This window comes from Stenotrophomonas sp. ASS1 (assembly GCF_004346925.1).
In the GTDB taxonomy this organism is placed as follows: Bacteria; Pseudomonadota; Gammaproteobacteria; order Xanthomonadales; family Xanthomonadaceae; genus Stenotrophomonas; species Stenotrophomonas maltophilia_A.
On sequence record NZ_CP031167.1, the window covers coordinates 3055897 to 3077166 of the forward strand.

Consider the following 21270-nt stretch of genomic DNA (forward strand, 5'->3'; position numbering starts at 1 on the left):
GTTCGTGGTCAAGCCTGCTGGAAGCAGGCTTGACCCACCTTCAGCATGGCCGGATCGAAGTTCCGGCCGCTTTTGAAGACACCCCAGGCGATCCTGGCCAGCTTTCTGGCCAGGATGTTGAAGACGGCGGTGCTGGGGTGACCGCGTTTTGACAGCTCGTCGTAGAGCGGTTGCCCCCGGCGACACCGCTTGAGCCCCATGGCGGCCATGTAGAGCATCTGGCGCAGCACTGGCGCGCCCTGTTTGGACAGCCGACGCCGTCCCGTTCTTCCGCCAGACTCGTTGGGCCGGGGATCCAGGCCGGTGCAGGCGATCCACGCGTTGGCGTTGGCCAACGGCCAGCGCGTCATGTAGTAGATCAGGTGAGCGGCGACAGCGGGGCCGATACCAGGGATGGTCAACAGGCGCTTGTAGAGCGTGCCATGCTCTCCATCGCGACCCAAGCGCTGCAGTTCGCTTTCCAGCTCGGACAGCGTCCCAGCCAGAGCGCAGAACAGATCTGACAGCTCCCCGGGGGCACTTTTGCTTACCCCGAAGGATTGCTCCAGGCGCGCGCGTGTCTTTACCAGCGTCTGCCGCTTGCGCAGCAAATCGTGCATCTGCTGCTGCTCATCGGTACGCGGTACGTATTCACGCAGGCGATCGTTCTCCTTCTTCACGTATCGGGCGATCGCTTCGGCGTCCATGGCGTCCGTCTTGCCACGCGAGCCCGTCGCCCGGCCGTAGTGCTTGATCAGACGTGGATTGATCACATAGACAACGTGGCCTGCCTGGCCAGCCATCCGAGCCAACAACTCGTAGTACCGCCCCGTCGCCTCCATGCCAATCCGGCATCGCTGGGGCAAGGTGTTGAGCCACTGGGCTATGCCGGCCCGGGTGTTGGCGATCCTGTCGCCGGCCTTGCGGTCGGCCACTGCCGGTACGAACTCCTTGGAGTCCACGTCCACGCCAATATCGAGAGAATCAGACATTTGTACGGCTCCCAGCTATCTTTAAGGGGCTGGGGTGGTACCGCACCGACGTTAGCTTGCCTACATCGACGATCCCCTTTGGGGGCCGTACGATCCTTTATCGACGTTCGTGTGCGGGATGGGGATCGCTCGACTCGTCTGTCGGCTAGTATCCGCAGATGCATGCTTGACGGTCCCTCCACCCTGGCTCCTACATACCGCGTAGGAGCCGGGAGGAACATACAAGCCATGCTCGACTGACGGGCTACCGGGAAGGCCCAGTCGAGCGCCGCTCGACTCTACAGAAAGCAGTAACCCGCCTTCGGCGGGTTACTTGCTGCCGCCGGCCATGGTGCCGGCGGCGTCGATCTCGGCCTGGGCCCGGGCGGCATACAACGTGCCCGGCGGCGGCTGACGGCTGAAGAACGTGTGCACACCGTCCAGCACCGCACCGGCGATCTTGCGCTGGTAGGCCGGGTCGATCAGGCGACGTTCTTCATCCGGATTGGAGATGAACGCGGTTTCCACCAGCATCGCCGGCATGTCCGAAGTACGCAGCACCGCGAAGTTGGCGCGCTCGATGTTCGGCTTGTGGTTGTTGCCGATCCGCTTCAGGCCGCCCAGCACATGGCCGGCCGCGTCCTCGGACGCCTTCATGTAGCCGCTCTGGGCCAGATCCAGCAGCACGTTGGCGAGCGTGCCTTCGGTCTGCTGCAGGCGCACGCCACCGACCAGGTCGGCCGCGTTTTCCTTGTCCGCCAGCCAGCGGGCGCGCTGCGAAGAAGCGCCCTTGGTCGACAGCACGTACACCGATGAGCCCGTGGCCGAACGGTTTTCCGCCGCATCGGCATGGATCGAAATGAAGATGTCGGCCTTGTTCGCACGCGCCTTCTGCGCGCGCATCGGCAGCGGAATGAACACGTCGCTGTCGCGGGTCAGGTAGGCCTTCAGGCCCGGCGTCGCGTTGACCTGGCGGGCCAGCTCACGCGCTACGGCCAGGGTCACATCCTTCTCGCGCTTGCCGGTCGGGCCGATCGCACCGGGGTCCTGGCCGCCGTGGCCCGGATCGATGGCCACCACCAGGTGGCGCATGCCAGCCTGCATGCGGATGCGCGAGGCATCGCTGGGCATGGCCGGACGCGGTGGCACCACCGTGGTCGGAACCGGTGCAGGCGCTGTGGCCGGCGGCGTGGTTACCACGGCGGCGGTACGCTGGCCGGCAAGGATGGCAGCCGGCGATGCGGACGGCGTACTGCTGGCAGCCGTGCCCGCTGCCGCGACCTGGGCCGGTGCAGTGGACGGGGCCGGGGTCGGAGTGGCCGGTGTGGCAGCCGCGGCGCTGGCCTGCTGCTGTACCTGCGCGGTCAACAGCGCGGTGGCGCGCGCGGCGTCGTTGCGCGACTGCGCGCTCTCGGCCGGCGTCGGTGCGGGCGTGTTGACCGGTGCCTGCGGCTGCACCGCCGGCGTCGCTGGCGGGCGGCTGGCGGCCACGGCCGGGCCATCGCCCGGCCATTCGATCACCAGCTTGGATTCATTGCCTTCGCGCTGCATCTGTGGGCGGAACGGCGCCACCGATTCAGCGAGGTCGAAAACGACACGGAAGGTCCCCGGCACCGGCTGTCCGGTACGCACCGCCGTGACCACGCCCTGCGCGGCCGGCATCTTCAGGTTGCGTATGGCGCTGGAGTCCGGGAAATCGACCACCAGGCGGTTCGGTCCGGCCAGCGACAAGGTCTTGTAACCGCCACTGCCGACCAGCGAGATCTCGGCACGGGTGCCGGTGGCGCCGGTATTCAGCAGGACCTGACGGACTTCACCGGCCCACGCACTGACGCTCGCCAGACTCAGTCCGACGGCGGCACAGATGGCAATGAGACGGTTCCCCGGGCGCATGGCTCAGGATTCAATCACCGCGCTGAACGGAATGCAACACCTTTTTCCTTAATAATCCGTAACCTGCCGGTGTTTGTTCTCGTCAGCCGACAGAAATGGCCTGCAAGTCGCCCCCTTGGGGGAGCCGTTCCAGCCATTCATGTCCGACGTCGCTGGCTCCAGTGAGACGGACGCGACGCCCCTGCCCCTCGATCTCCAGCGCCACCACCAGGTCGGTCGGCGGCAGCGCGCCAGCGCCGCGTTCCGGCCATTCCACCAGCCACAACACCGCGCTGCCCTCGTCCAGTCCGAGAAAATCGAGCTCGCCGGCCTGGCCGATCCGGTACAGATCCAGATGCCAGGCCTCGCCACCGCTGGCCAGCGGATAGCGCTCGACCAGGGTGTAGGTCGGGCTGCGGATCGCCCCCTGCACGCCCAGTGCGCGCAGCAGTGCGCGGGCGGCGGTGGATTTGCCGGCGCCCAGGTCGCCGCGCAGTTCGACCAGCGCCTGCGGCGGTCGGGTGGCGGCCAGCCACTGCCCGAGCAGTTCAGTGGCATCGCTGTCGGCAAGGAAGAAATCGATCATCGGGAAAGTTCCGGGTTGGCCAGTCGCCGCAGCGGCGACAGCAGATCAGTTGGAAGCAGGCCGCGCGCGCCGTCGGCGGCAGCGACGTCGCCGGCAAGCGCATGCAGCAGCGCACCAGCGGCGGCGGCATCGAAGGCGGCCAGGCCTTGCCCACGCAGGCTGGCGATGATGCCTGTCAGCAGGTCTCCCATGCCACCCACGGCCATGCCGGGATTGCCAGCCGCAATCAGTCGTGGCCGTTGCCCCGGCGCTGCGACGATGCTGCCGGCGCCCTTCAGCACCACCACGGCGTGGAAGCGCTCGGCCAGTGCCTGCGCGCAGGTGAAGCGATCGGCCTGGATGTCAGACGTGCTGCAACCCAGCAGGCGCGCGGCCTCGCCCGGGTGTGGCGTAAGGATGGCGTCGGGCAGCGCGCGCGGATCCTGCGCCAGCAGGTTCAGTGCATCGGCATCGACCACCAGTGGCCTGGCGCTGGCCAGCACCCGCGCAAACAGTGCGCGCGCCCATTCGTCCTGGCCCAGACCGGGGCCGATCGCCACCACCCTGGCCTTGTCCAGCAGTGCCGGCAGCGCGTCACCATCTTCCAGTGCATGGGTCATGGCCTCGGGCAGCCGAGCCAGCAACGGGCCGACGTGGTCGCGGCGGGTGCCCAGGCTCAGCAATCCAGCACCCGCGCGCAACGCCGCTTCAGCCGCCATGGCGATGGCGCCGCCGCTGCCATGGTTGCCGCCGACGCACAGCACGTGCCCGGATTCGCCCTTGTGGGTATTGGTGCGGCGCGGCGGCAGCAGGGCCGGCAGGCGCACCTGCGTCCAGAGCTGCGCAGCGGGTGACACGCCCTGCCATGCGGCCGCGGATAGCTGGAGCGGCGCCAGCGCCTTCCGCCCGCAATGGTCCAGTGCATCGCCGGTGTACAGCCCGCGATGCGGCACGATGAACTGCACAGTCAGCGCCGCCCTCACCGCCTCGCCCGGTACGGCGCCGCGGTCGGCATCCACGCCACTGGGGACGTCCAGCGCCAGAACCGGTGCCGCCTGCGCGTTGAGCGCGGCAATCAGCGTCTGAGCCACGCCCTCCGGCACGCGATCGAAGCCCAGCCCGAACAGTGCATCGACCCAGATATCGGCCTCGGGAAGCGCGCCGTCGAAATCGGTGAGGGTGCCGCCGTCGGATGTGAATTCCGATGCTGCACGCTGTGCCAGCGCGGTTGACGGTGGCTTCCCCGGCAAGGCGATCACCGTCACCTCACGTCCGGCCTGCAGCGCATGGCGGGCCAGCACATGGCCGTCGCCGCCGTTGTTGCCCGCACCAACCACCACGCCGATCCGCTGCGCCTGCGGCCAATGCTGCAGCAGGCACTGCCAGGCGGCCTGGCCGGCCTGTGCCATCAGGCCCCAACCGCCCTCGGCGGCCAGCGCCGAGGCCTGCGCATCAAGCGCACGCGCGGCAGCGGAATCGAACAGATCGGCAAGGTTGGCCATGCGGGGATTTTATACTGGTGCACATGTCCCCCGTTCCCGCCCCTGTCGATCCGGCCCAGGCCGTGCAGCGCATCCGCGAACTCGCCCGTGCGCATGGCTTCCAGCGCTGTGGCATCGCCGGCATCGAGCTGGGCGAGGATGAAGCGCACCTGGCCGACTGGCTGGGCCAGGGCCTGTACGGCACGATGGACTGGATGGCGCGCCACGGCACCCTGCGCGCGCGCCCGGCCGAACTGCTGCCCGGCACCGTGCGGGTGATCTCGGTGGGCATGGACTACAGCCACAAGGACGACACCGAAGCCTGGGCAACCCTGGCCGACCCGGGCCGCGCCTACGTGGCCCGTTACGCTTTGGGTCGCGACTACCACAAGCTGATGCGCAACCGCCTGCAGAAGCTGGCCACGCAGATCAACGATGAAGTGGCACCGCTGGGCTACCGCGTATTCGTCGATTCCGCCCCCGTGCTGGAACGCGCACTGGCGCGCAATGCCGGCCTGGGCTGGATCGGCAAGCACACCTGCCTGATCGACCGCCATGGCGGCTCCTGGTTCTTCATCGGCGAGATCTACATCGATATCCCGCTGCCGATCGATGCAGCGGCCACAGCACACTGCGGTACCTGCACGCGCTGCATCGATGTCTGCCCGACCCAGGCCATCACCGGCCCGCAGCGGCTGGACGCGCGGCGCTGTATCTCCTACCTGACCATCGAGCACGATGGCGCCATTCCCGAAGAGATGCGGCCGTTGATCGGCAACCGCATCTACGGCTGTGATGACTGCCAGCTGGTCTGCCCCTGGAACAAGTTCGCCAAGCGTACCGACGAAGCCGATTTCCGCGCGCGCAACAACCTCGATACCGCGCGGCTGGACCAGCTGTTCGCCTGGGATGAAGCCGAGTTCCTGCGCCGTACCGAAGGCAGCCCGATCCGGCGCAGTGGCCATGAACGCTGGCTGCGCAACATCGCCGTGGCACTGGGCAACGCACCGTCCTCTGCCGAAGCGCTCGCCGCATTGCATACCCGCATCGATGATCCCTCGCCGCTGGTGCGTGAACACGTGCAGTGGGCGCTGGGCCAGCACACGGTGCGCTGACGTGCGATCCTGAGCCCCCGTTCCGCCCGCAGCACGCCGTTCCCATGCAGCCACGCAACAACGACATCCTCACCCCCAGCCAGCTCAATACCCTGGCCCGCGACCTGCTGGAAGGCAGCTTCCCGGCGATCTGGGTCGAGGCCGAACTGGGCAGCGTGGCGCGCCCTGCCTCCGGGCACCTGTATTTCACCCTGAAGGACGCACGTGCGCAGCTGCGCGCAGCGATGTTCCGGATGAAGGCGCAGTACCTGAAGTTCGTGCCGCGCGAAGGCATGCGCGTGCTGGTGCGCGGCAAGGTGACGCTATACGACGCCCGTGGCGAGTACCAGATGGTGCTGGACCACATGGAAGAAGCCGGCGAAGGCGCGCTGCGCCGCGCCTTCGAGGAGCTGAAGGCACGGCTGGAGGCCGAGGGCCTCTTCGACCCGGCACGCAAGCGGCCGCTGCCGGCGCACGTGCAACGCCTGGCAGTGATCACCTCGCCCACCGGTGCCGCCGTACGCGACGTGCTGAGCGTGCTCGGCCGCCGCTTCCCACTGCTGGAAGTGGACCTGCTGCCGACCCTGGTCCAGGGCAGCAGTGCCGCCGCGCAGATCACCCGCCTGCTGCAGGCCGCCGACGCCAGTGGCCGCTACGACGTGATCCTGCTGACCCGCGGCGGCGGCTCGCTGGAAGACCTGTGGGCCTTCAACGATGAAGCCCTGGCCCGAGCGATCGCCGCCAGCCGCACCCCGGTGGTGTCGGCGGTGGGACACGAAACCGACTTCAGCCTCAGCGATTTTGCCGCCGACCTGCGCGCACCGACGCCGTCGGTGGCGGCCGAGCTGCTGGTACCCGACCAGCGCGAACTGGCCCTGCGCCTGCGCCGGACTGCAGCGCGCATGGTGCAGCTGCAACGGCATGCGATGCAGCAGGCGATGCAGCGCGCCGATCGTGCCCTGCTGCGCCTGAACGCACAGAGCCCGCAGGCGCGGCTGGACCTGCTGCGCCGTCGCCAGCTCGATCTGGGCCGACGCCTGCATGCCGCGTTCAACCAGCAGCAGGAACGCCGTGCCGCACGCCTGCGCCATGCGGCGGCGGTGCTGCGCGGGCACCATCCGCAACGCCAGCTCGACGCGATGCAGCGCCGCCTGGCTGCCCTGCGCGGGCGCCCGCAGGTGGCCATGCAGCGTCTGCTGGAGCGCGATGCCCTGCGCTTGCGCGGATTGGCGCGTTCGCTGGAAGCGGTCAGCCCGCTGGCGACCGTGGCCCGTGGCTACAGCATCCTGACCCGCAGTGACGATGGTGCCCTGGTGCGGCACGTCGACCAGGTGCAGCCGGGTGACGCCCTGCAGGCCCGCGTTGGCGACGGCGTGATCGAGGTGCAGGTCAAGTAAAGGGGTGTTCGGCAGGGCTGCGCCCTGCACCTGCAGAGGCTTCAAGCCAAGGCAACGTCAACGTCAACGTCAACGTCAACGTCAACGTCAAAAGCGAGCATTCCGTGGGATGGCGGGGCGGTGTCGGAGTGCGGGGACGCTGCAAGTACGTCCCTGTAAGCTTGGCAGCCGCATCCATGCGGCTGACACCCCGCACTCCGACACCGCCCCACCTCTGACAGATTCCGGAGGCTGTTGGTAGTTGTCGACCTTGGTCGACACGGTAGATCCACGCATGCGTGGATGAATCTCCATCGGAATCGAATATTTCGATATCGGAACGATTTGAGCCGAGCATGGCTCGGCTCTACAGAAGAGCGAACAGATTGCGAGAATCTGTCGAAGGCGGGGTGGGTCCGGTTGCGGGGGCGTGAGCCGCATGGGCCCGAGGCATGCCTCGGGCGGGTTGGGCACGACGCCCAACCCCGGTCTTGCCGTGTGCGCAGGACTGCGCACACGAGCAAGCGGCGACCGAGCTTACATGGGTGAGGGCGCTCTGCTTGCGAAGCACTGCTTCGCAAGCGCCCGAACGCCCAGCCGCCAGCGGCTGGGCCGGGCCCCGGAGGGGGACTTGCAGCGGCCCCCGCAACCGGACCCACCCCGCCATCCCACGGAATGCACGCTGTTGCTGTTGCTTCGGCAGGTGCAGGGCGCAGCCCTGCCGAACAACCCTCTACTTTGCCTGCTCGCAGAACTTCTGCCGGTACTCGAGCGCCTTCGGCATCAACGCCTGCAGGTTCTGGATGCGGGTACCCGGGTTGGGATGGGTCGAGGAGAATTCCGGCGGCGCCTGGCCACCGCTGGCCTGGCTCATGCGCTGCCACAGCGGCACCGCCTCGCGTGGATCGAAGCACGCCGCTGCGGCCAGCATCAGCCCCACTTCATCGGCCTGCGTCTCGTGGCTGCGCGCATACGGCAGCAGATACCCATAACCCATCGCCGACATCATCATCTGTTGCTGCTGCGCGTCCATGCCGCTGGCAGCGCCGGCCACCTGCCCGATCTGGGTCAGCTTCTGCTGGGCCATGCGCTGTGCACCGTGGCGCAGCAGCGCATGGGCGATTTCATGGCCCATCACCACTGCCATCGCATCGCGGGTTCGTGCCACCGGCACCAGGCCGGTGTAGACCGCCATCTTGCCGCCAGGCAGGCAGAACGCATTGGCCTGCTCGGACGGGATCACGTTCACTTCCCACTGGAAATCACGCGCGAAATGCGCCGGCTGCACGCCGTGCTCCTGGGCCAGCGCGGTCTCCACCACATCGACCTTGGCAATCAGCCGCTGGGCGATGTCGCGCACATCGCGCGCGATCGGCGCATTGGGATCCATCGGCCGTTCCTGCGACAGGATCTGCTGGTAGGCCTGCAGCCCCAAAGCGGTCTCCTGCCGCGCATCCAGGCTGCTGTCGATCATCACCTTCTCGCCGGTATACGGATCCACCGTGCGGTTGGAAAACCAGTAGAAGACCGCATAGCCGGCGGCCAGCAACAGCACCCACCAGCGGATGTTGCCGAACAGGCCGCGCCGTTGCGGGCCTTGCGGCGAGCGGGAGAAGGGATCATTGCGCATCGGGTCGGCTTCCAGCAGGCCCCGCCGGCCGGCGGGCACGGCGCAATCTTAGTGCGCCGATGCCAGCAACGGGTGAAGCCGGCCGCCGATCAGATGCCGCGTACCAGGCGGAAGCCGATGCGCGCGTTGGTGGTATCCGAGTCCTGGGATTGCCGCCAGGCGGCACGGGTCTGCTCCGGCGCATTGGCCCAGTTGCCGCCCCGGATCACCCGTGCGCGGCAGCCCGGGTTGAACCAGGCGGCGCCATCGGAGGGCGCGCGCCGGTAGCTGGCATGCCAGCAATCGGCCACCCATTCGCTGAGATTGCCGCCCATGTCGTGCAGGCCGAAGGCATTGGCCTGGAAACTCCCTACCGGTGCCGGCCCCCACCAGCCATCGCCATAGCCGATGAAGGCGTTGTGCCAATGCCGCCCGGACGGCGACACGTCCTTGCTGCCGGTGAAATTGCCGCTGCCCGGCGGCGGCGTGCCGGCATCGCCCCAGGGGTAGCGACCACTGCTGCCACCGCGCAGCGCGTACTCGAACTCTGCTTCACTGGGCAACCGGTAGCTGCGCCCGGTCTGCTCGGACAACCACGCCGCATAGTTTTCGGCATCGCGGATGCTGACGTGCATCACCGGCGAATTGGCCATCGCGCGGCCACCGTCGTAATCCGAGCGCCAGTCCACGCCGCTGCGGCGGATGAAGTTGCCGCTGCGTTCGTCATAGACCACCGAATGGCCGCGCCGCGTCGCCCGTGGGCGCGCATTGGTCGCCTTCACGTAGCGCTGGAAATCGCTGACCGTGACCTCGGTGATCGCCATCGCAAAGCCTCGATCAAAGCGCACGTAGTGCGATGGTCGCTCGGCATCGCTCGAGCCCGGATCGGCATCGCCGGCGCCCATCTGGAAACCGCCATGCGGCACCACCACCATCTGCGGCCCGCGTCCGCCATCGCGCATGGCGTCGCTGAACACCTGTCCAGGGCGGAAGCTGCCGTAGTGGGTGGCCAGGTCGATACGCTCACGCAGCTGGGCCACCACCGCGTCTCCCGGCAGGGCGATGCGCAGGGCCTCGGCCAGTTTCTCGCGCGCCGGCTTCAGGCCCTGCGGCGTGGACAGGTCGCGCAGGCCGTCATCGCGCAGCTGCAGCAATGCCGCCGCACGGATCTGTTCGATGCGCTCGAACGCGTCGGCGATGGTGGGCGACGAGTCGCGCACCTTGCTCGCTTCGGCCAGCCAGGTGCCGGCGCTGGCGAAATCACGCGTGCGTGCCGCGTCTTCGGCGCGGCGGATCAGTCCACTTTCGGCCGCGGCCAGTCCCTGCCGTGCGCGGCTGTTGTCCTCATCCAGTGCCAGTGCCTCACGGAAGTTGCCGATGGCCCCATCCCCATCTTCACCGATCCGGTCCGAGCGCAGGTCCTCTTCGCCGGCGCGGTTATAGGCCACGACCCGCTGGGCAAGCTCCACCCGTCCCTGCAGCGCACGCACCTTCTCGTCCTTCGGCGCCAGCGTCAGCAGCACCAGCGCCTGGCGGCTGGCCTCGGCCAGCGCCTCGCGCTGCTTCAGCGGCCGCACCAGCAACGCATCCGCCTGCTGCTGCAGGCGCTGGCGGGCGCGCTGCAGGCCTTGGCGGGCCTGGCGGTCATCCGGATCCTCTTCCTGTACCGCCAGCCACAGCGGGATGGCGGCATCGGCATCCTCATAGAGCCGTCCTTCGGCGAACGCCTGCTCGGCGGCGCGGTGCAACTGGGCCAGGCTGCGGCCCTGGCGGTCCACCCGCGGCGGCGTCCACTGCTGTACATCCTCGGCGGCATCCTCACCGGCGATGGTCACGCTGCCCTGCCCGGCCTGCGGGCGCTCGTCGCTGTCTGCGTCCGCGGACCGGCGCGCCTGTTCCCCGGCACTCCGGTCCGTTGCCGTGGGGGGCGACGGCGTGCAGCCGACCAAGGCCAAGGCCAGGACGGTGCACAGCACGGGCGACAACGAAAAACGCAAGCAGAGCCTCCTTCGGCACGGACGCGCACCGACGTTAGGCTATTCTCCCCTGCCTGAGCAAACCCGAGTAGTAGGCCCTGACCCGTGGCAACCTGGATCACCACCCCCGCCGAGCTGGATGCGTACTTCCAGCAGCGCCCGACCCGCATCGGCCTGGACACCGAATTCATCCGTGAACGCACCTTCTGGCCGCAGCTGGCCCTGGTGCAGATGGCGGTCGGGCAGGACATCCTGCTGATCGACCCGCTGATTCCCGGCATGACCGAGGCGCTGGCGCCGTGGCTGGCCGATGAATCCATCACCAAGGTGATGCACAGCGCCAGCGAAGACCTGGTCGCCTTCAAGTGGGCGTGCGGCGTGCTGCCACGGCCGCTGTTCGACACCCAGATCGGCGCCTCGCTGGCCGGCATCGGCGGTGGCATGGGCTACCAGAAGCTGGTGGCGGAAATCACCGGCGTCGCACTGGCAAAGGGTGAGACCCGCTCGGACTGGATGCGCCGACCGCTGTCGGAGTCGCAGCTGCAGTACGCCGCCGACGACGTCGAACACCTGTTCGCACTGCACGACGCCATCGATGCCAGGCTGCAGGCGCTGGGTCGCCAGCAGTGGCTGCATGACGACGGCGAGCGCCTGCTGGCCAGCGTTGCCAATGACGAGGACCGCTGGCCACACCTGTCGATGCGCTCGGCACAGTTCCTCGACGCCGCCGCACAGCACCGCCTGTTGCGCCTGCTGCGCTGGCGCGATGTGCAGGCGCGCAGCAGCGACCGCCCACGCAGCTGGATCCTGGACAACGAACTGGCCGCCACGCTGGCACGCACGCCACCGGCCGATGCCGCCGCGCTGGGCCAGCTGTTCGAGCAGTTCCCGAAGGCACCGCGCAAGCTCGCTGGCGCCGTGTGGCAGGCGCTCGAGACGCCGCTGGCCGATGAGGCCGACGCCCCGCTGGCGCTGCCGGCCAACGACAGCAACAAGCAAGCGCTGAAGAAGCTGCAGGATGCCGTGGCCGAACGCAGCCGCGAGCTGGGACTGCCGGATGGCATCCTTGCCTCGCGCAAGCACCTGGAAAGCTATCTGGAACGTCGCCAATGGCCCGCCGCACTGGCCGGCTGGCGCCAGCAGGAACTGGAGTCGCGCCTGCAGGCGCTGCTGCCGGCACGCTGACACTGCGGGCGCCGGCACTGTGCCGGCGCCCGTAACACGCAGAATGAGCATCTGCCACGCTTGCCGACGCGAGCGCGGGACTGTCCAATAGCGTCCCCGCCAATGTTGGATTGCATCAGATGACAAATGGAGTTGCGAAGGACGGCCTCTCCGCCGCGGACCTGGCCTGGCGCACAGGGGCGCGCGCTGCCTTGCAGGCGAAGCGCTACTCCGAACTGGACGCGCAGCTGGCGCCGCACGAACAAGCCTGGCTGGGCGGCGAACGGCCACTCCCCGGCATCCGCTGGCGCCTGCGCAACCTGCAGGATCCCACCCTGACCCTGGATGAGCGCCTGCAGCAGGCACAGCAGTGGGTCGCCGCCGCCCCCCACAGCTACTACGCCCATCTGCGCCTCGGTGCCTGCTGGGAAGAAGCGGCCGGTGCCCTGCGCAGCGCCGATGTGGCCGCGCTGGTGGAAGACAGCCAATGGCTGGCGGCGCAGCTGGCCCGCGATCATGCCGTGCATGCCTACCTGCAGGCGATTCCGCTGTCGCCACGACCTGCGTTGGCGCTGGATGGCATCAAGCGCATCACCAGCTACCTGCGCGAACCGAACTGGCTGCGTGCGCTGCAGGCCGGGGAGCCCGCCGCATCCGATGACGCCGCGCTGGCCGAGCACTACCCTCAAGCCTGGCCACAGGCATTGCAGCTGCTGTCGCGCTTCGGTGCGCCGTTGCAGACGCTGCCGGATACGCTGCCCCCGTTGCTGCGCGAGCGCAGCCAGGACGATTTCGACGCACCGCTGGCGTACTGGATGCGCCTGGTGCTGGAGCAGCGCCCGGACGATCTGGCCACGCTGGAAGACACCCTGTACTTCCTGTACCCGCGCTGGGGCGGCAGCCATGAGGCGATGGAGAACTTCATCGAGGGTGGCTGGTGCCGTGGCCTGGAACTGGCGCAGAGCAACGCGCTGCGCTGGCACAAGGAACAGGACTGGATGGGCGATCTGCCCCACCGCGAGGATGCCGACGCCGTGGCCGCGCACGAGCGCGCGTACGCGCAGATCCTCGACTGGCACCTGGACCGCAACCTGCGCGCGCAGGTGCTGGCCCAGCGTGCCGGGCTGCGCTACCGGCTTGGCCGCGTTGAAGACATCGAAGACGTCGTGCAGTGGGATCCGCACCACATGCAGGCGGTGCTTGAAGATCTGCAGCAGGCATGGGCACTGGACCGCGATGTGGTCCTGCATGAGGGGCTCAGCAACCTCGAGGCCTGCACCTGGTTCGCCCATGTCGACGGTGCCGAAGCACTGTTCGCACAGGTGGTGGACTATGCCGCGCGCGAAGGCGATTCGGCGATCGGCCTGCTCTGGGCCGCTACCGCCATCGAGCATGGCCTGCTCGGCCAGGCCAGCGACCCGACGCGCGCCAGTATCCTGCTGCAGCGCGCGTTGAAGCTTGCGCAGCAGGACAACACCTCGGCGGTGACGTTCGCCGCCAACCTGTTCTGTGATGTTTCGCAGGCCGCGGGCCTGTCACTGCTGCAGCGCATGGCTGAAACCGGTGACGCTGGTGCGATGTCGGCGCTGTGCGACCTGTACAAGGGCCGCCTCGGTGGCCGCGACCAACCGCAGTTCGCCGATGCGGAAAAGGCCGCCTACTGGCAGGAGCGTGCGGTGGAAGGCGGCGACCTGATCGCCACCTACAACCTGGCCGTGCGCCTCGTCGCCGCAGGCGGCGCGGAGAATGAAGCGCGTGCGCGCGGGCTGTACCTGCGCTGCCTGGATGAGGCCGAGGCCGGCGAGCGGGTGTGGGGCCCGACCTGCCGCAACCTGGCCTGCCTGGCGCTGGATGGCCAGAATGACGCGCACAAACGCGAAGCGGTCGAGCGCGCATTGATTCCGCTGTGGTGGCGCGGTGACGACGACGACAAGCTGTGGGCATCAGGCTACCTGGCCGACATCTACCACGTCGGCAACGGCGTCCCGGCCAATGCATTCCTCGCCCTGACCTGGCTGCAGCGTGCCAGCGAGATCGATCCGGAGTATGTGGACGTGGTGCGCATGGCGCCGCTGATCAACGGCGAGGGTCGCTGGTTCGGTGCCAGCCGCGCACGCAAGCAGCAGGAACAGGACCGCCAGCAGGTGGACAGCGCCACCTGGGCCCTGACCTTCGGCCAGCGCAGCCAGGACAGCAACCTCACTGCGGTCTGAAGCAACGAAAAGGGCGACCCGGTAATCCGGGCCGCCCTTTTCATTCCAGCAGCGCGATGGCGGGACGGCCCGCCACCGCGACAGCGCATTACCAGTTCATGTTCAGCGAGACACCGACGGTACGCGGCTCGTTGTAGACCGCGGCCATGTAGTTCTCGATCACACCCTTGAGGTTCTTCTCGTTGGTGATGTTGCGCGCGAACAGCGCCACTTCGTAGGCACCGTAGTTGCCCGAGTAGCCGATCTTCAGGCCACCCTCGAAGTCACCCTTGGAGTTGAACTCCTTGCTGTCGTACAGCACGAAGCTGGTGTAACCCTGCTTGTTCCAGTCGGTGGAGACGAACATGGTGCCGGCGTCGCTGACCGGGAAGTCGTAGCGGGCGGCCAGGTTGACGTTGTACTTCGGCGCGTTCGGCAGCGGGTTGCCGTCGATCTGCGCGAAGGTGTTGGCACCGACCTTGATGGTCGGGTCGCCGACGGTGCAGACCACCTGGCCATTGAGGCCGCAGACCTGCGCGTACACGCGCTTGTCCTTGATCTCGCTGTGCAGCAGGCTCAGGCCGGCGCTCAGGGTCAGGTTCGGGATCGGACGCAGCTCCATGTCCGCTTCAAAGCCGTAGGCCTTGGCCTTGTCGGCGTTGAACAGCACGCCATTGCCGTCCGAATCGTTGCCGTTGAGCTGGATGTCGTTGACGGTGTAGGTGAACGCGGTGGCGTTCAGGCGCAGGCGGTTGTCCCACAGGCTGCTCTTCACGCCCGCTTCCCAGGACAGGATGGTCTCGGAATCGGCGGTGGTGAAATCGGCATTGAACACCGCCGAACGGCCCTGGATGGTCGGGCCGCGGAAGCCGCGTGCGACCTTGGCGTAGACGCTCACGTCCGGCGTAATCTGATACATCGCGCTCAGATCCCAGCTCGGCGTGGTGTCGGACATCTTGACGTCGGTGCGGCCCTTGTAGGTGACCACGCCAGCGGCAGTGTCAGCCGTCTTCAGCAGGCGGGTGTGCTTCTCGTCCTTGGTCTGGCGCAGGCCGGCAGTGACGGTGAACTTGTCGGTGAAGGCGTAGCTGATCTGGCCGAACCCGGCCCACGAGGTGTTCTTGTTGCGCAGGCGCACCCAGTTGTTCGGGTTGCGGGCGGCGCCCTGCAGGAACCACGCGCGCTGGTAGAAGTCGGTGGTGTCGCTGCCGTTGAAGTAGAACGCACCGGCCTGCCACTGCAGGGCGCTGTCGTCATGGCTGGCCAGGCGGAATTCCTGGGTCCACTGGTCCAGATCACGGATGCGGCCCATCGACTGGCCGTAGCCGTTCGGCACGCCGTTGACCGGGAAGTTCACCGCGGCGCCGCCGTCGGTGTCGCCACGGCTGTAGCCGGAGGTGGTTTCGTAGGCGGTGATCGAAGTGAAGTCGATCGCGCCGAAGTCATAACGCGCCTTCACCGAACCGCCATAGGTCTTGTACGCCTGCGGGTTGTTGCCGGCTTCGTCGTAGGCGACCTTGTCGCGCGGCACGTCGGTCTTGTTCGAGCCCTTGGTCAGCGCACCGCGCAGGAACAGGGTTGAGGTGCCTTCGTAATCACGGGCGTGGGCCGAGGCCAGGATCGAGAACTGGTCGCTCGGGGTCAGCAGCAGCTGGGCGCGCACGTTGCGGTCATCGAAGCCGCCCATGGCGTTCTTCTTCGGGCTGACCGTGCCGTCGGCGCTCGGGCCCTTGTAGGTGTTGTCGACGTAATCGTCGCGGTGCTGGTACAGGGCCGACACACGGAACGAGGCGATGTCGTTGATCGGGCCACCGAAGCCGCCGTCGATCGACACGCTGTTGTAGGACGCGTAGCTGGCGCTGACGCGGCCGGTGTAGTCCTGGGTCGGCTTCAGGGTGTCGAACTTGATGATGCCGGCGGTGGTGTTGCGGCCGAACAGCGAGCCCTGCGGGCCGCGCAGCACTTCCACCTGGTCCACGTCATAGACCGGGTTGGACTTCAGCACCACGTGTTCCAGCACTACGTCGTCCTGGATGATCGACACCGGCTGCGAGGCACCCAGGTAGAAGTCGATGTTGCCCAGGCCACGGATGTAGAAGCGCGGGAAGATGCGACCGGTGGTGGTTTCCGCATACAGGCTCGGCACGCGGCCGGACAGCGCCAGCAGGGTGTCGTCGCCGCCGGCGGTGAAGTCGCGCATGCGCTCGCCCTGCACCACGCCCACCGAGACCGGCACTTCCTGCAGGTTCTGCTCACGGTGTTCGGCGGTCACGGTAATCGTGTCCAGGCCGGTCGGGGTCGGCGCGCTGTCCTGTGCGGCGGCGCCGAAGCTGCCGACCAGGGCCAGGCCGGCACAGGCCAGGGCCAGCGGATGGCGGCGGAAGGAAACGAAGGAAGACGACATACCCGACAGGCGGCGGGAATCGGAATGGGAGGGCATGAAATGCTCTGAGGAGGCGTCCGTGCGGCCTGCGCGAGCCGGGCGGCAAAAAGGAGGATAACTGCGCAAGCCGCCATTATCCCCCAAATTGTTACGATTTCGTTGCGCAGCACCCAAACCCGGCGAAACAAGCGGTTTCGGCACAGTCACCCGCTGATGTGCCTCGCGTCTCGACATGGAATTCCTTTGATCGGCTTGGCAAGCGGCAGGCGCTTGGCTAGACTGAAGCCCTGCCGTGGGGCCATAGCTCAGCTGGGAGAGCGCGTCGTTCGCAATGACGAGGTCAGGAGTTCGATCCTCCTTGGCTCCACCACTATTCAGAAGAACCCGTAGATCTCCGTGATCTGCGGGTTTTTTCTTTTCAGCGCCCGCGGCTCAGGCCGGCTCCTCGCCGCCGTCCTTGCGCTGCGGGCTGCGCGAGTGCGTATCGCGCACCTGTTGATCGCGCTGCCCCGGCCGCTGCTTGGCCACGTCGTCCTGCTTCCTGTCCTGGCGGCTTTCCTGGATGCCCTGCTTCGGGTCCTGATCCTTGCCTCGCTCGTTCATTGAAATCTCCCTCGCCGGCGGAACGCCAACGTTGCCCATCACGCTAGAGGTTGCCGGGTAAGCCACAGGTCAGTCCTGTGCCAACGTCATGTGCAGGCACTGGCTTGCCGCTGCGGCCCCCGTGCAGCCAGAATCCGAGGCACCACGCCCACCTGTATGCCATGCCCTCTTCTGTCCAGCACGCAGCACACGCCGTGCCGATGCGCCTCGATGCGACCGACGGCAGCATCCAGCTCGGCAATCTGCCGACACTGATCGGCCCCACCCTGTCACGGGATGAGGCGCGTATCGCGTTCGCCACGCTGGTGCGAGGGGAGCACGACGTCGGCACCGGCTATCACTGGCTCAGCCTGCACCGGCTCAGCCTGGGTGGTGCGCCCGCTGGCATCAGCCTGTGCTTCCACGGGCAACAGCTCGACATGGTGACGATGGGCGTCGATCTACCCGGTGCAACACTGGAAGACGGCTGGCCAACCCATGCAGCGATCGATGCCGAAGTCGCGTTCATGCGCCGCACCTTGGCCACGGCATTGGGGCGAAAACTGGCCGGCGGCTGCGCCCGGTTCAACTGGGGCGAAGCCTGGGCCCGTTTCGATCCGAAAGGCTTCATGGCCAGCAGCGGCATTCGCTACTCACCACGCACGTGACCGCGCTCAGGTACGGGTGATCGACACCCCACCCTCCACGCGCATCGCGGTACCCGTAACGAAACTGCTCTCATCGCTGGCCAGGAACAGCGCCGCATTGGCGATCTCCTCCGGCTCGGCGAGGCGCTTGAGTGCGTGCAACGAGCGCACGAAGTCGCGGGCATCGCCGGTCGGTGCGGCCTTCCGGCCCATCTCCGTATCGGTGCCACCGGGCAGCAGTACGTTGCTGCGCACACCGCGCGCACCGTATTCGGCAGCGATCACCTGGCTCAGGCCGATCAGCCCGGCCTTGCTTGACGCATAGGCCGCCATGCCCGGGAATCCCACGGTGTGGCCGACGAAGGTACCGACGAACACCAGCGAGCCGCCGCCGCGCGCCAGCAGTGCCGGCAGCTGCGCGCGTGCCGCATGGAAGGCGGCGTCGAGATTGGTGGCCATCACCTCGCGCCAGGCATCCACCGGAAACTCCGCCGCCGGCACGCCCGGGCCGAGCATGCCGGCATTGTTGAGCGCGATGTCCAGGCCGCCGAATGACTGCTGGGCCAGATCGACCAGCGCCTGCGCCGTGCCCGGGTTGGCCACGTCGGCGGCATGCACCACGGCTTCGCCACCGGCAGCGCGAATCTGCTCGGCCAGCGCCTGCAGCGGCTCCGGCCGCCGTGCGTTGAGCACCAGCTTTGCTCCTTCGGCGGCGAAGCGCAGCGCGCTGGCGCGGCCGATACCGGCGCTGGCACCGGTGATGAGAGCGATCTTGTTGTTCAGGCGCATGGTCGTGGTACCGGTTGTGAAGTGGCCGCCACGATGCCGTGCCTTCGGCCCGCCAACACTCCGTTTCCGGGCCTCACAGGTGAGTGCAGGAAACGGAGTTTCCGCAGCACCGGCACGTGCCAGAATCCGGCCATGGACAGTACCGCCACCACCGCCCTCGATGACCGCATCGAACGGGTCTGCCGCCACCTGCAGACCAGCCTCGACGAACCCTCGCTGCAGGAACTGGCCGATATCGCTGGCTGCAGCCCGACGCGCCTGCATCGCCTGTTCAAGCAGTCCACCGGGCTGACCCCCAAGCAGTACGCCGCCGCGCTGCGCGCCGACCGCCTGCGCACCGGGCTGGAACAACAGGAACGCATCACCGACGCCTTCCACGATGCTGGCTTCGGTTCCAGTGGACGCTTCTACGAGAACGCACCGAAGTTGCTGGGCATGACGCCCAAGCAATGGCGCGCAGGGGGGCGCGGCGAAGTCATCCACTTCGCGCTTGCCGAAAGTTCCCTTGGCAGCGTGCTGGTGGCCAGCAGTGCCACCGGCGTGGTCGCGATCCTGCTCGGCGACGATCCGGAGACCCTGCTGCAGTCGTTGCAGCAACGCTTCCGCCAAGCCGAACTGGTCGGCGCCGACCAGGGCTACGAGCAACTGGTGGCGCAGGTCGTAGGCCTGGTCGAGGATCCTTCGCGGGGCGCCACGCTGCCGCTGGACATCCGTGGCACCGCGTTCCAGCAACGGGTGTGGCAGGCACTGCAGCAGATTCCGCGCGGGCAGACTGCCTCGTATGCGGATATCGCCGCGCGTATCGGCGCGCCGCGCTCAAGCCGTGCCGTCGCACGCGCATGCGCAAGCAATCCGTTGGCGGTGGCCGTGCCCTGCCACCGCGTGGTGCGCCGCGATGGCGACCTGTCCGGCTATGCCTGGGGCGTAGCGCGCAAGCGCGAACTGCTGCGCCGGGAAAAGGCCTCGACTGCCTGAAGTGGGTGCCGACCTTGGTCGGCACACTCAGCTTCCCGTAGCTGCCAACCTTGGTCGGCACACTCAGCTTCCCGTAGGTGCCGACCTTGGTCGGCACACCGCCAAGGCCTCAATCCAGCTTCACCACCAGCTTGCCGAAGTTGCGCCCCTGCAACAGCCCGAAGAACGCCTCCGGCGCATTCTCCAGCCCTTCCACCACATCCTCGCGGTACTGGATGCGGCCGTCGCGCAGCCATTGCGGCATCTCGCGTTCGAACTCCGGCCACAGGTGGTTGAAGTCGTGCACGATGAAACCACGCACGGTCAGGCGCTGGCGCAGGATCTGGCTGAACAGTGCGGGCAACCGGTCCGGGCCGGGCTGCTCGACGCCCCGCTCGTTGTAGGTGGCGATGGTGCCGCACACCGGAATGCGGGCGAAATCGTTGAGCAGCGGCAGCACTGCATCCAGCACGTGCCCGCCTACGTTCTCGAAATACACGTCGATACCCCTGGGCACCGCCGCACGCAGCTGCGCGGCGAAATCAGCGGCGCGATGATCCAGCGCCACGTCCACGCCCAGCGTCTGCAGATAGGCTCGCTTGGCTTCGCCGCCGGCGATGGCGACCACGCGCGCGCACTGCAGCTTGGCCAGCTGGGCCACGGTTGCGCCCACCGGCCCGGTCGCGGCAGCCACCACCAGCGTCTCACCCGGCTTCAAACGGGCGATTTCATGCAGGCTGGAATAGGCGGTGAAGCCGGGCATGCCATACACGCCCAGCGCGGTACTCAGCGGCAGTCCGGCCGGGTCCAGGCGGCGCCCCAGTGCCCTGGCCGGCAGCACCGCGTGGGTCTGCCAGCCACCCGGCGCCAGCACCAGCTCACCTGCGGCTACGCCCTCGGCGTTGGACTGCAGCACCTCGGCCACGGTCTGCCCTTCCATCACCGCACCCACCGCCACCGGCGCGGCGTACGACGGGCCCTCGTCCATGCGTCCACGCATGTACGGGTCCAGCGACAGGTACCGGTTGCGCAGCAGCACCTCGCCAGCGGCCAATGACGGCAACGCAACCTGTTCCAGGCGGAAGTTGGCTGCACTTGGCGCCCCCTGCGGACGCGACGCAAGCACGATGCGGGAGGTGGTCGAGGGATCGGACATGGCCAGGTCTCTGCTGTTGCCAGCATCAGGAAAGGAGTGCCGACACTACGCCGCAGCCATCCCCGATGGCGGCCACGAAAACAGCGTTCCATCGCCCGGACCGGCGCGGGTCCGGCGCAGCCCTCGCCCTTGCAGCTTTGGCGATCGCCGCGATCTGCTGATTTCCACCGCAGACGATGATCGACTGGCCACGCCCCGCCCCAGGACGGAGGATCAAGCACTTGCGAGCGCGCAGACGGCAATGTGAAGAAATCTTGGCAAAACGCTTGCCGAAGGCAGCCGACCTCCGTAATATACGCGTCCTTGGCAGCGACCTCGCTGCAACGAAACATGTGGCCGAGTAGCTCAGTTGGTAGAGCAGGGGATTGAAAATCCCCGTGTCGGCGGTTCGATTCCGTCTTCGGCCACCACTTTCGAAGGCCTGCAGAAATGCGGGTCTTTTTTTTCCGGAAACCGGGTTTGATCACGGTTGCCACACAA

The 21270-nt window shown here is 67.6% G+C and carries 16 protein-coding genes and 2 tRNA genes; 8 read left to right on the forward strand and 10 right to left on the reverse strand.

Annotation, left to right across the window (positions count from 1 at the left end; translation table 11 throughout):
- Positions 1–8: 8 nt before the first annotated feature.
- The 4 genes from MG068_RS14300 to MG068_RS14315 all read right to left on the reverse strand — a co-directional run bounded on the left by MG068_RS14300 (position 9) and on the right by MG068_RS14315 (position 4889).
- Positions 9–971, reverse strand: a complete 963-nt coding sequence (locus tag MG068_RS14300; protein ID WP_132810518.1) for an IS110 family transposase — start codon at positions 969–971, stop codon at positions 9–11.
- 309 nt (positions 972–1280) lie between these two features.
- Positions 1281–2843, reverse strand: a complete 1563-nt coding sequence (locus tag MG068_RS14305; protein ID WP_032130507.1) for an N-acetylmuramoyl-L-alanine amidase — start codon at positions 2841–2843, stop codon at positions 1281–1283.
- Positions 2844–2925: 82 nt separating this feature from the next.
- Positions 2926–3408 (reverse strand): tRNA (adenosine(37)-N6)-threonylcarbamoyltransferase complex ATPase subunit type 1 TsaE, encoded by a 483-nt coding sequence (gene tsaE / locus MG068_RS14310; RefSeq protein WP_107431257.1) that lies wholly within the window; start codon positions 3406–3408, stop codon positions 2926–2928.
- Positions 3405–4889: an NAD(P)H-hydrate dehydratase gene (locus MG068_RS14315; RefSeq protein ID WP_132810519.1), complete on the reverse strand. Its 1485-nt coding sequence runs from the start codon at positions 4887–4889 to the stop codon at positions 3405–3407. The genes tsaE and MG068_RS14315 overlap by 4 nt, the downstream gene beginning before the upstream one ends.
- 23 nt (positions 4890–4912) lie before the next feature.
- Between MG068_RS14315 and queG the strand changes: the two genes are divergently transcribed.
- Together queG and xseA are read left to right on the forward strand one after the other, a co-directional pair.
- Positions 4913–5983: a tRNA epoxyqueuosine(34) reductase QueG gene (gene queG / locus MG068_RS14320; protein ID WP_107431255.1), complete on the forward strand. Its 1071-nt coding sequence runs from the start codon at positions 4913–4915 to the stop codon at positions 5981–5983.
- 44 nt (positions 5984–6027) lie between these two features.
- Positions 6028–7359 carry an exodeoxyribonuclease VII large subunit gene (gene xseA, locus MG068_RS14325; protein WP_049401233.1) on the forward strand — a complete coding sequence of 444 codons (1332 nt, stop codon included), beginning with the start codon at positions 6028–6030 and terminating at the stop codon, positions 7357–7359.
- A 712-nt stretch (positions 7360–8071) separates the two neighbouring features.
- Here xseA and MG068_RS14330 read toward each other — a convergent pair.
- Both MG068_RS14330 and MG068_RS14335 read right to left on the reverse strand, forming a co-directional pair.
- Positions 8072–8968: a M48 family metallopeptidase gene (locus MG068_RS14330; RefSeq protein ID WP_071229694.1), complete on the reverse strand. Its 897-nt coding sequence runs from the start codon at positions 8966–8968 to the stop codon at positions 8072–8074.
- An 89-nt stretch (positions 8969–9057) separates the two neighbouring features.
- The gene (locus tag MG068_RS14335) at positions 9058–10944 is read right to left on the reverse strand and encodes a formylglycine-generating enzyme family protein (RefSeq protein WP_132810520.1); all 1887 of its coding nucleotides are present in this window, start codon (positions 10942–10944) and stop codon (positions 9058–9060) included.
- 84 nt (positions 10945–11028) lie between these two features.
- Between MG068_RS14335 and rnd the strand changes: the two genes are divergently transcribed.
- Both rnd and MG068_RS14345 read left to right on the forward strand, forming a co-directional pair.
- On the forward strand, positions 11029–12108 hold the full coding sequence (gene rnd, locus MG068_RS14340; protein ID WP_132810521.1) for a ribonuclease D: 1080 nt from the start codon (positions 11029–11031) through the stop codon (positions 12106–12108).
- A 119-nt stretch (positions 12109–12227) separates the two neighbouring features.
- Positions 12228–14300 carry a DUF4034 domain-containing protein gene (locus MG068_RS14345; protein WP_132810522.1) on the forward strand — a complete coding sequence of 691 codons (2073 nt, stop codon included), beginning with the start codon at positions 12228–12230 and terminating at the stop codon, positions 14298–14300.
- An 88-nt stretch (positions 14301–14388) separates the two neighbouring features.
- Here MG068_RS14345 and MG068_RS14350 read toward each other — a convergent pair whose 3' ends face one another.
- Complete coding sequence (locus MG068_RS14350) at positions 14389–16719, reverse strand: TonB-dependent receptor (protein WP_032130294.1); 2331 nt, start codon at positions 16717–16719, stop codon at positions 14389–14391.
- A gap of 237 nt (positions 16720–16956) precedes the next feature.
- On the opposite strand from MG068_RS14350, the gene MG068_RS14355 reads away from it, so the two are divergent.
- A tRNA-Ala gene (locus tag MG068_RS14355) sits at positions 16957–17032 on the forward strand.
- Positions 17033–17094: 62 nt separating this feature from the next.
- On the opposite strand, the gene MG068_RS21100 is transcribed toward MG068_RS14355, so the two are convergent.
- Positions 17095–17265 carry a hypothetical protein gene (locus MG068_RS21100; protein ID WP_165929940.1) on the reverse strand — a complete coding sequence of 57 codons (171 nt, stop codon included), beginning with the start codon at positions 17263–17265 and terminating at the stop codon, positions 17095–17097.
- Positions 17266–17426: 161 nt separating this feature from the next.
- Here MG068_RS21100 and MG068_RS14360 point away from each other — a divergent pair, with 161 nt between their 5' ends.
- Positions 17427–17912 carry a hypothetical protein gene (locus tag MG068_RS14360; RefSeq protein ID WP_132811145.1) on the forward strand — a complete coding sequence of 162 codons (486 nt, stop codon included), beginning with the start codon at positions 17427–17429 and terminating at the stop codon, positions 17910–17912.
- A gap of 6 nt (positions 17913–17918) precedes the next feature.
- Here the strand turns inward: MG068_RS14360 and MG068_RS14365 are convergent, their stop codons facing one another.
- Positions 17919–18680, reverse strand: a complete 762-nt coding sequence (locus MG068_RS14365) for an SDR family oxidoreductase (RefSeq protein ID WP_132810523.1) — start codon at positions 18678–18680, stop codon at positions 17919–17921.
- Between the two features lie 132 nt (positions 18681–18812).
- On the opposite strand from MG068_RS14365, the gene MG068_RS14370 reads away from it, so the two are divergent.
- Positions 18813–19655 carry a bifunctional transcriptional activator/DNA repair enzyme AdaA gene (locus MG068_RS14370; protein ID WP_132810524.1) on the forward strand — a complete coding sequence of 281 codons (843 nt, stop codon included), beginning with the start codon at positions 18813–18815 and terminating at the stop codon, positions 19653–19655.
- Between the two features lie 109 nt (positions 19656–19764).
- Here MG068_RS14370 and MG068_RS14375 read toward each other — a convergent pair whose 3' ends face one another.
- The gene (locus tag MG068_RS14375) at positions 19765–20790 is read right to left on the reverse strand and encodes an NADP-dependent oxidoreductase (protein ID WP_132810525.1); all 1026 of its coding nucleotides are present in this window, start codon (positions 20788–20790) and stop codon (positions 19765–19767) included.
- A gap of 334 nt (positions 20791–21124) precedes the next feature.
- On the opposite strand from MG068_RS14375, the gene MG068_RS14380 reads away from it, so the two are divergent.
- A tRNA-Phe gene (locus MG068_RS14380) sits at positions 21125–21200 on the forward strand.
- Positions 21201–21270: the final 70 nt, after the last annotated feature.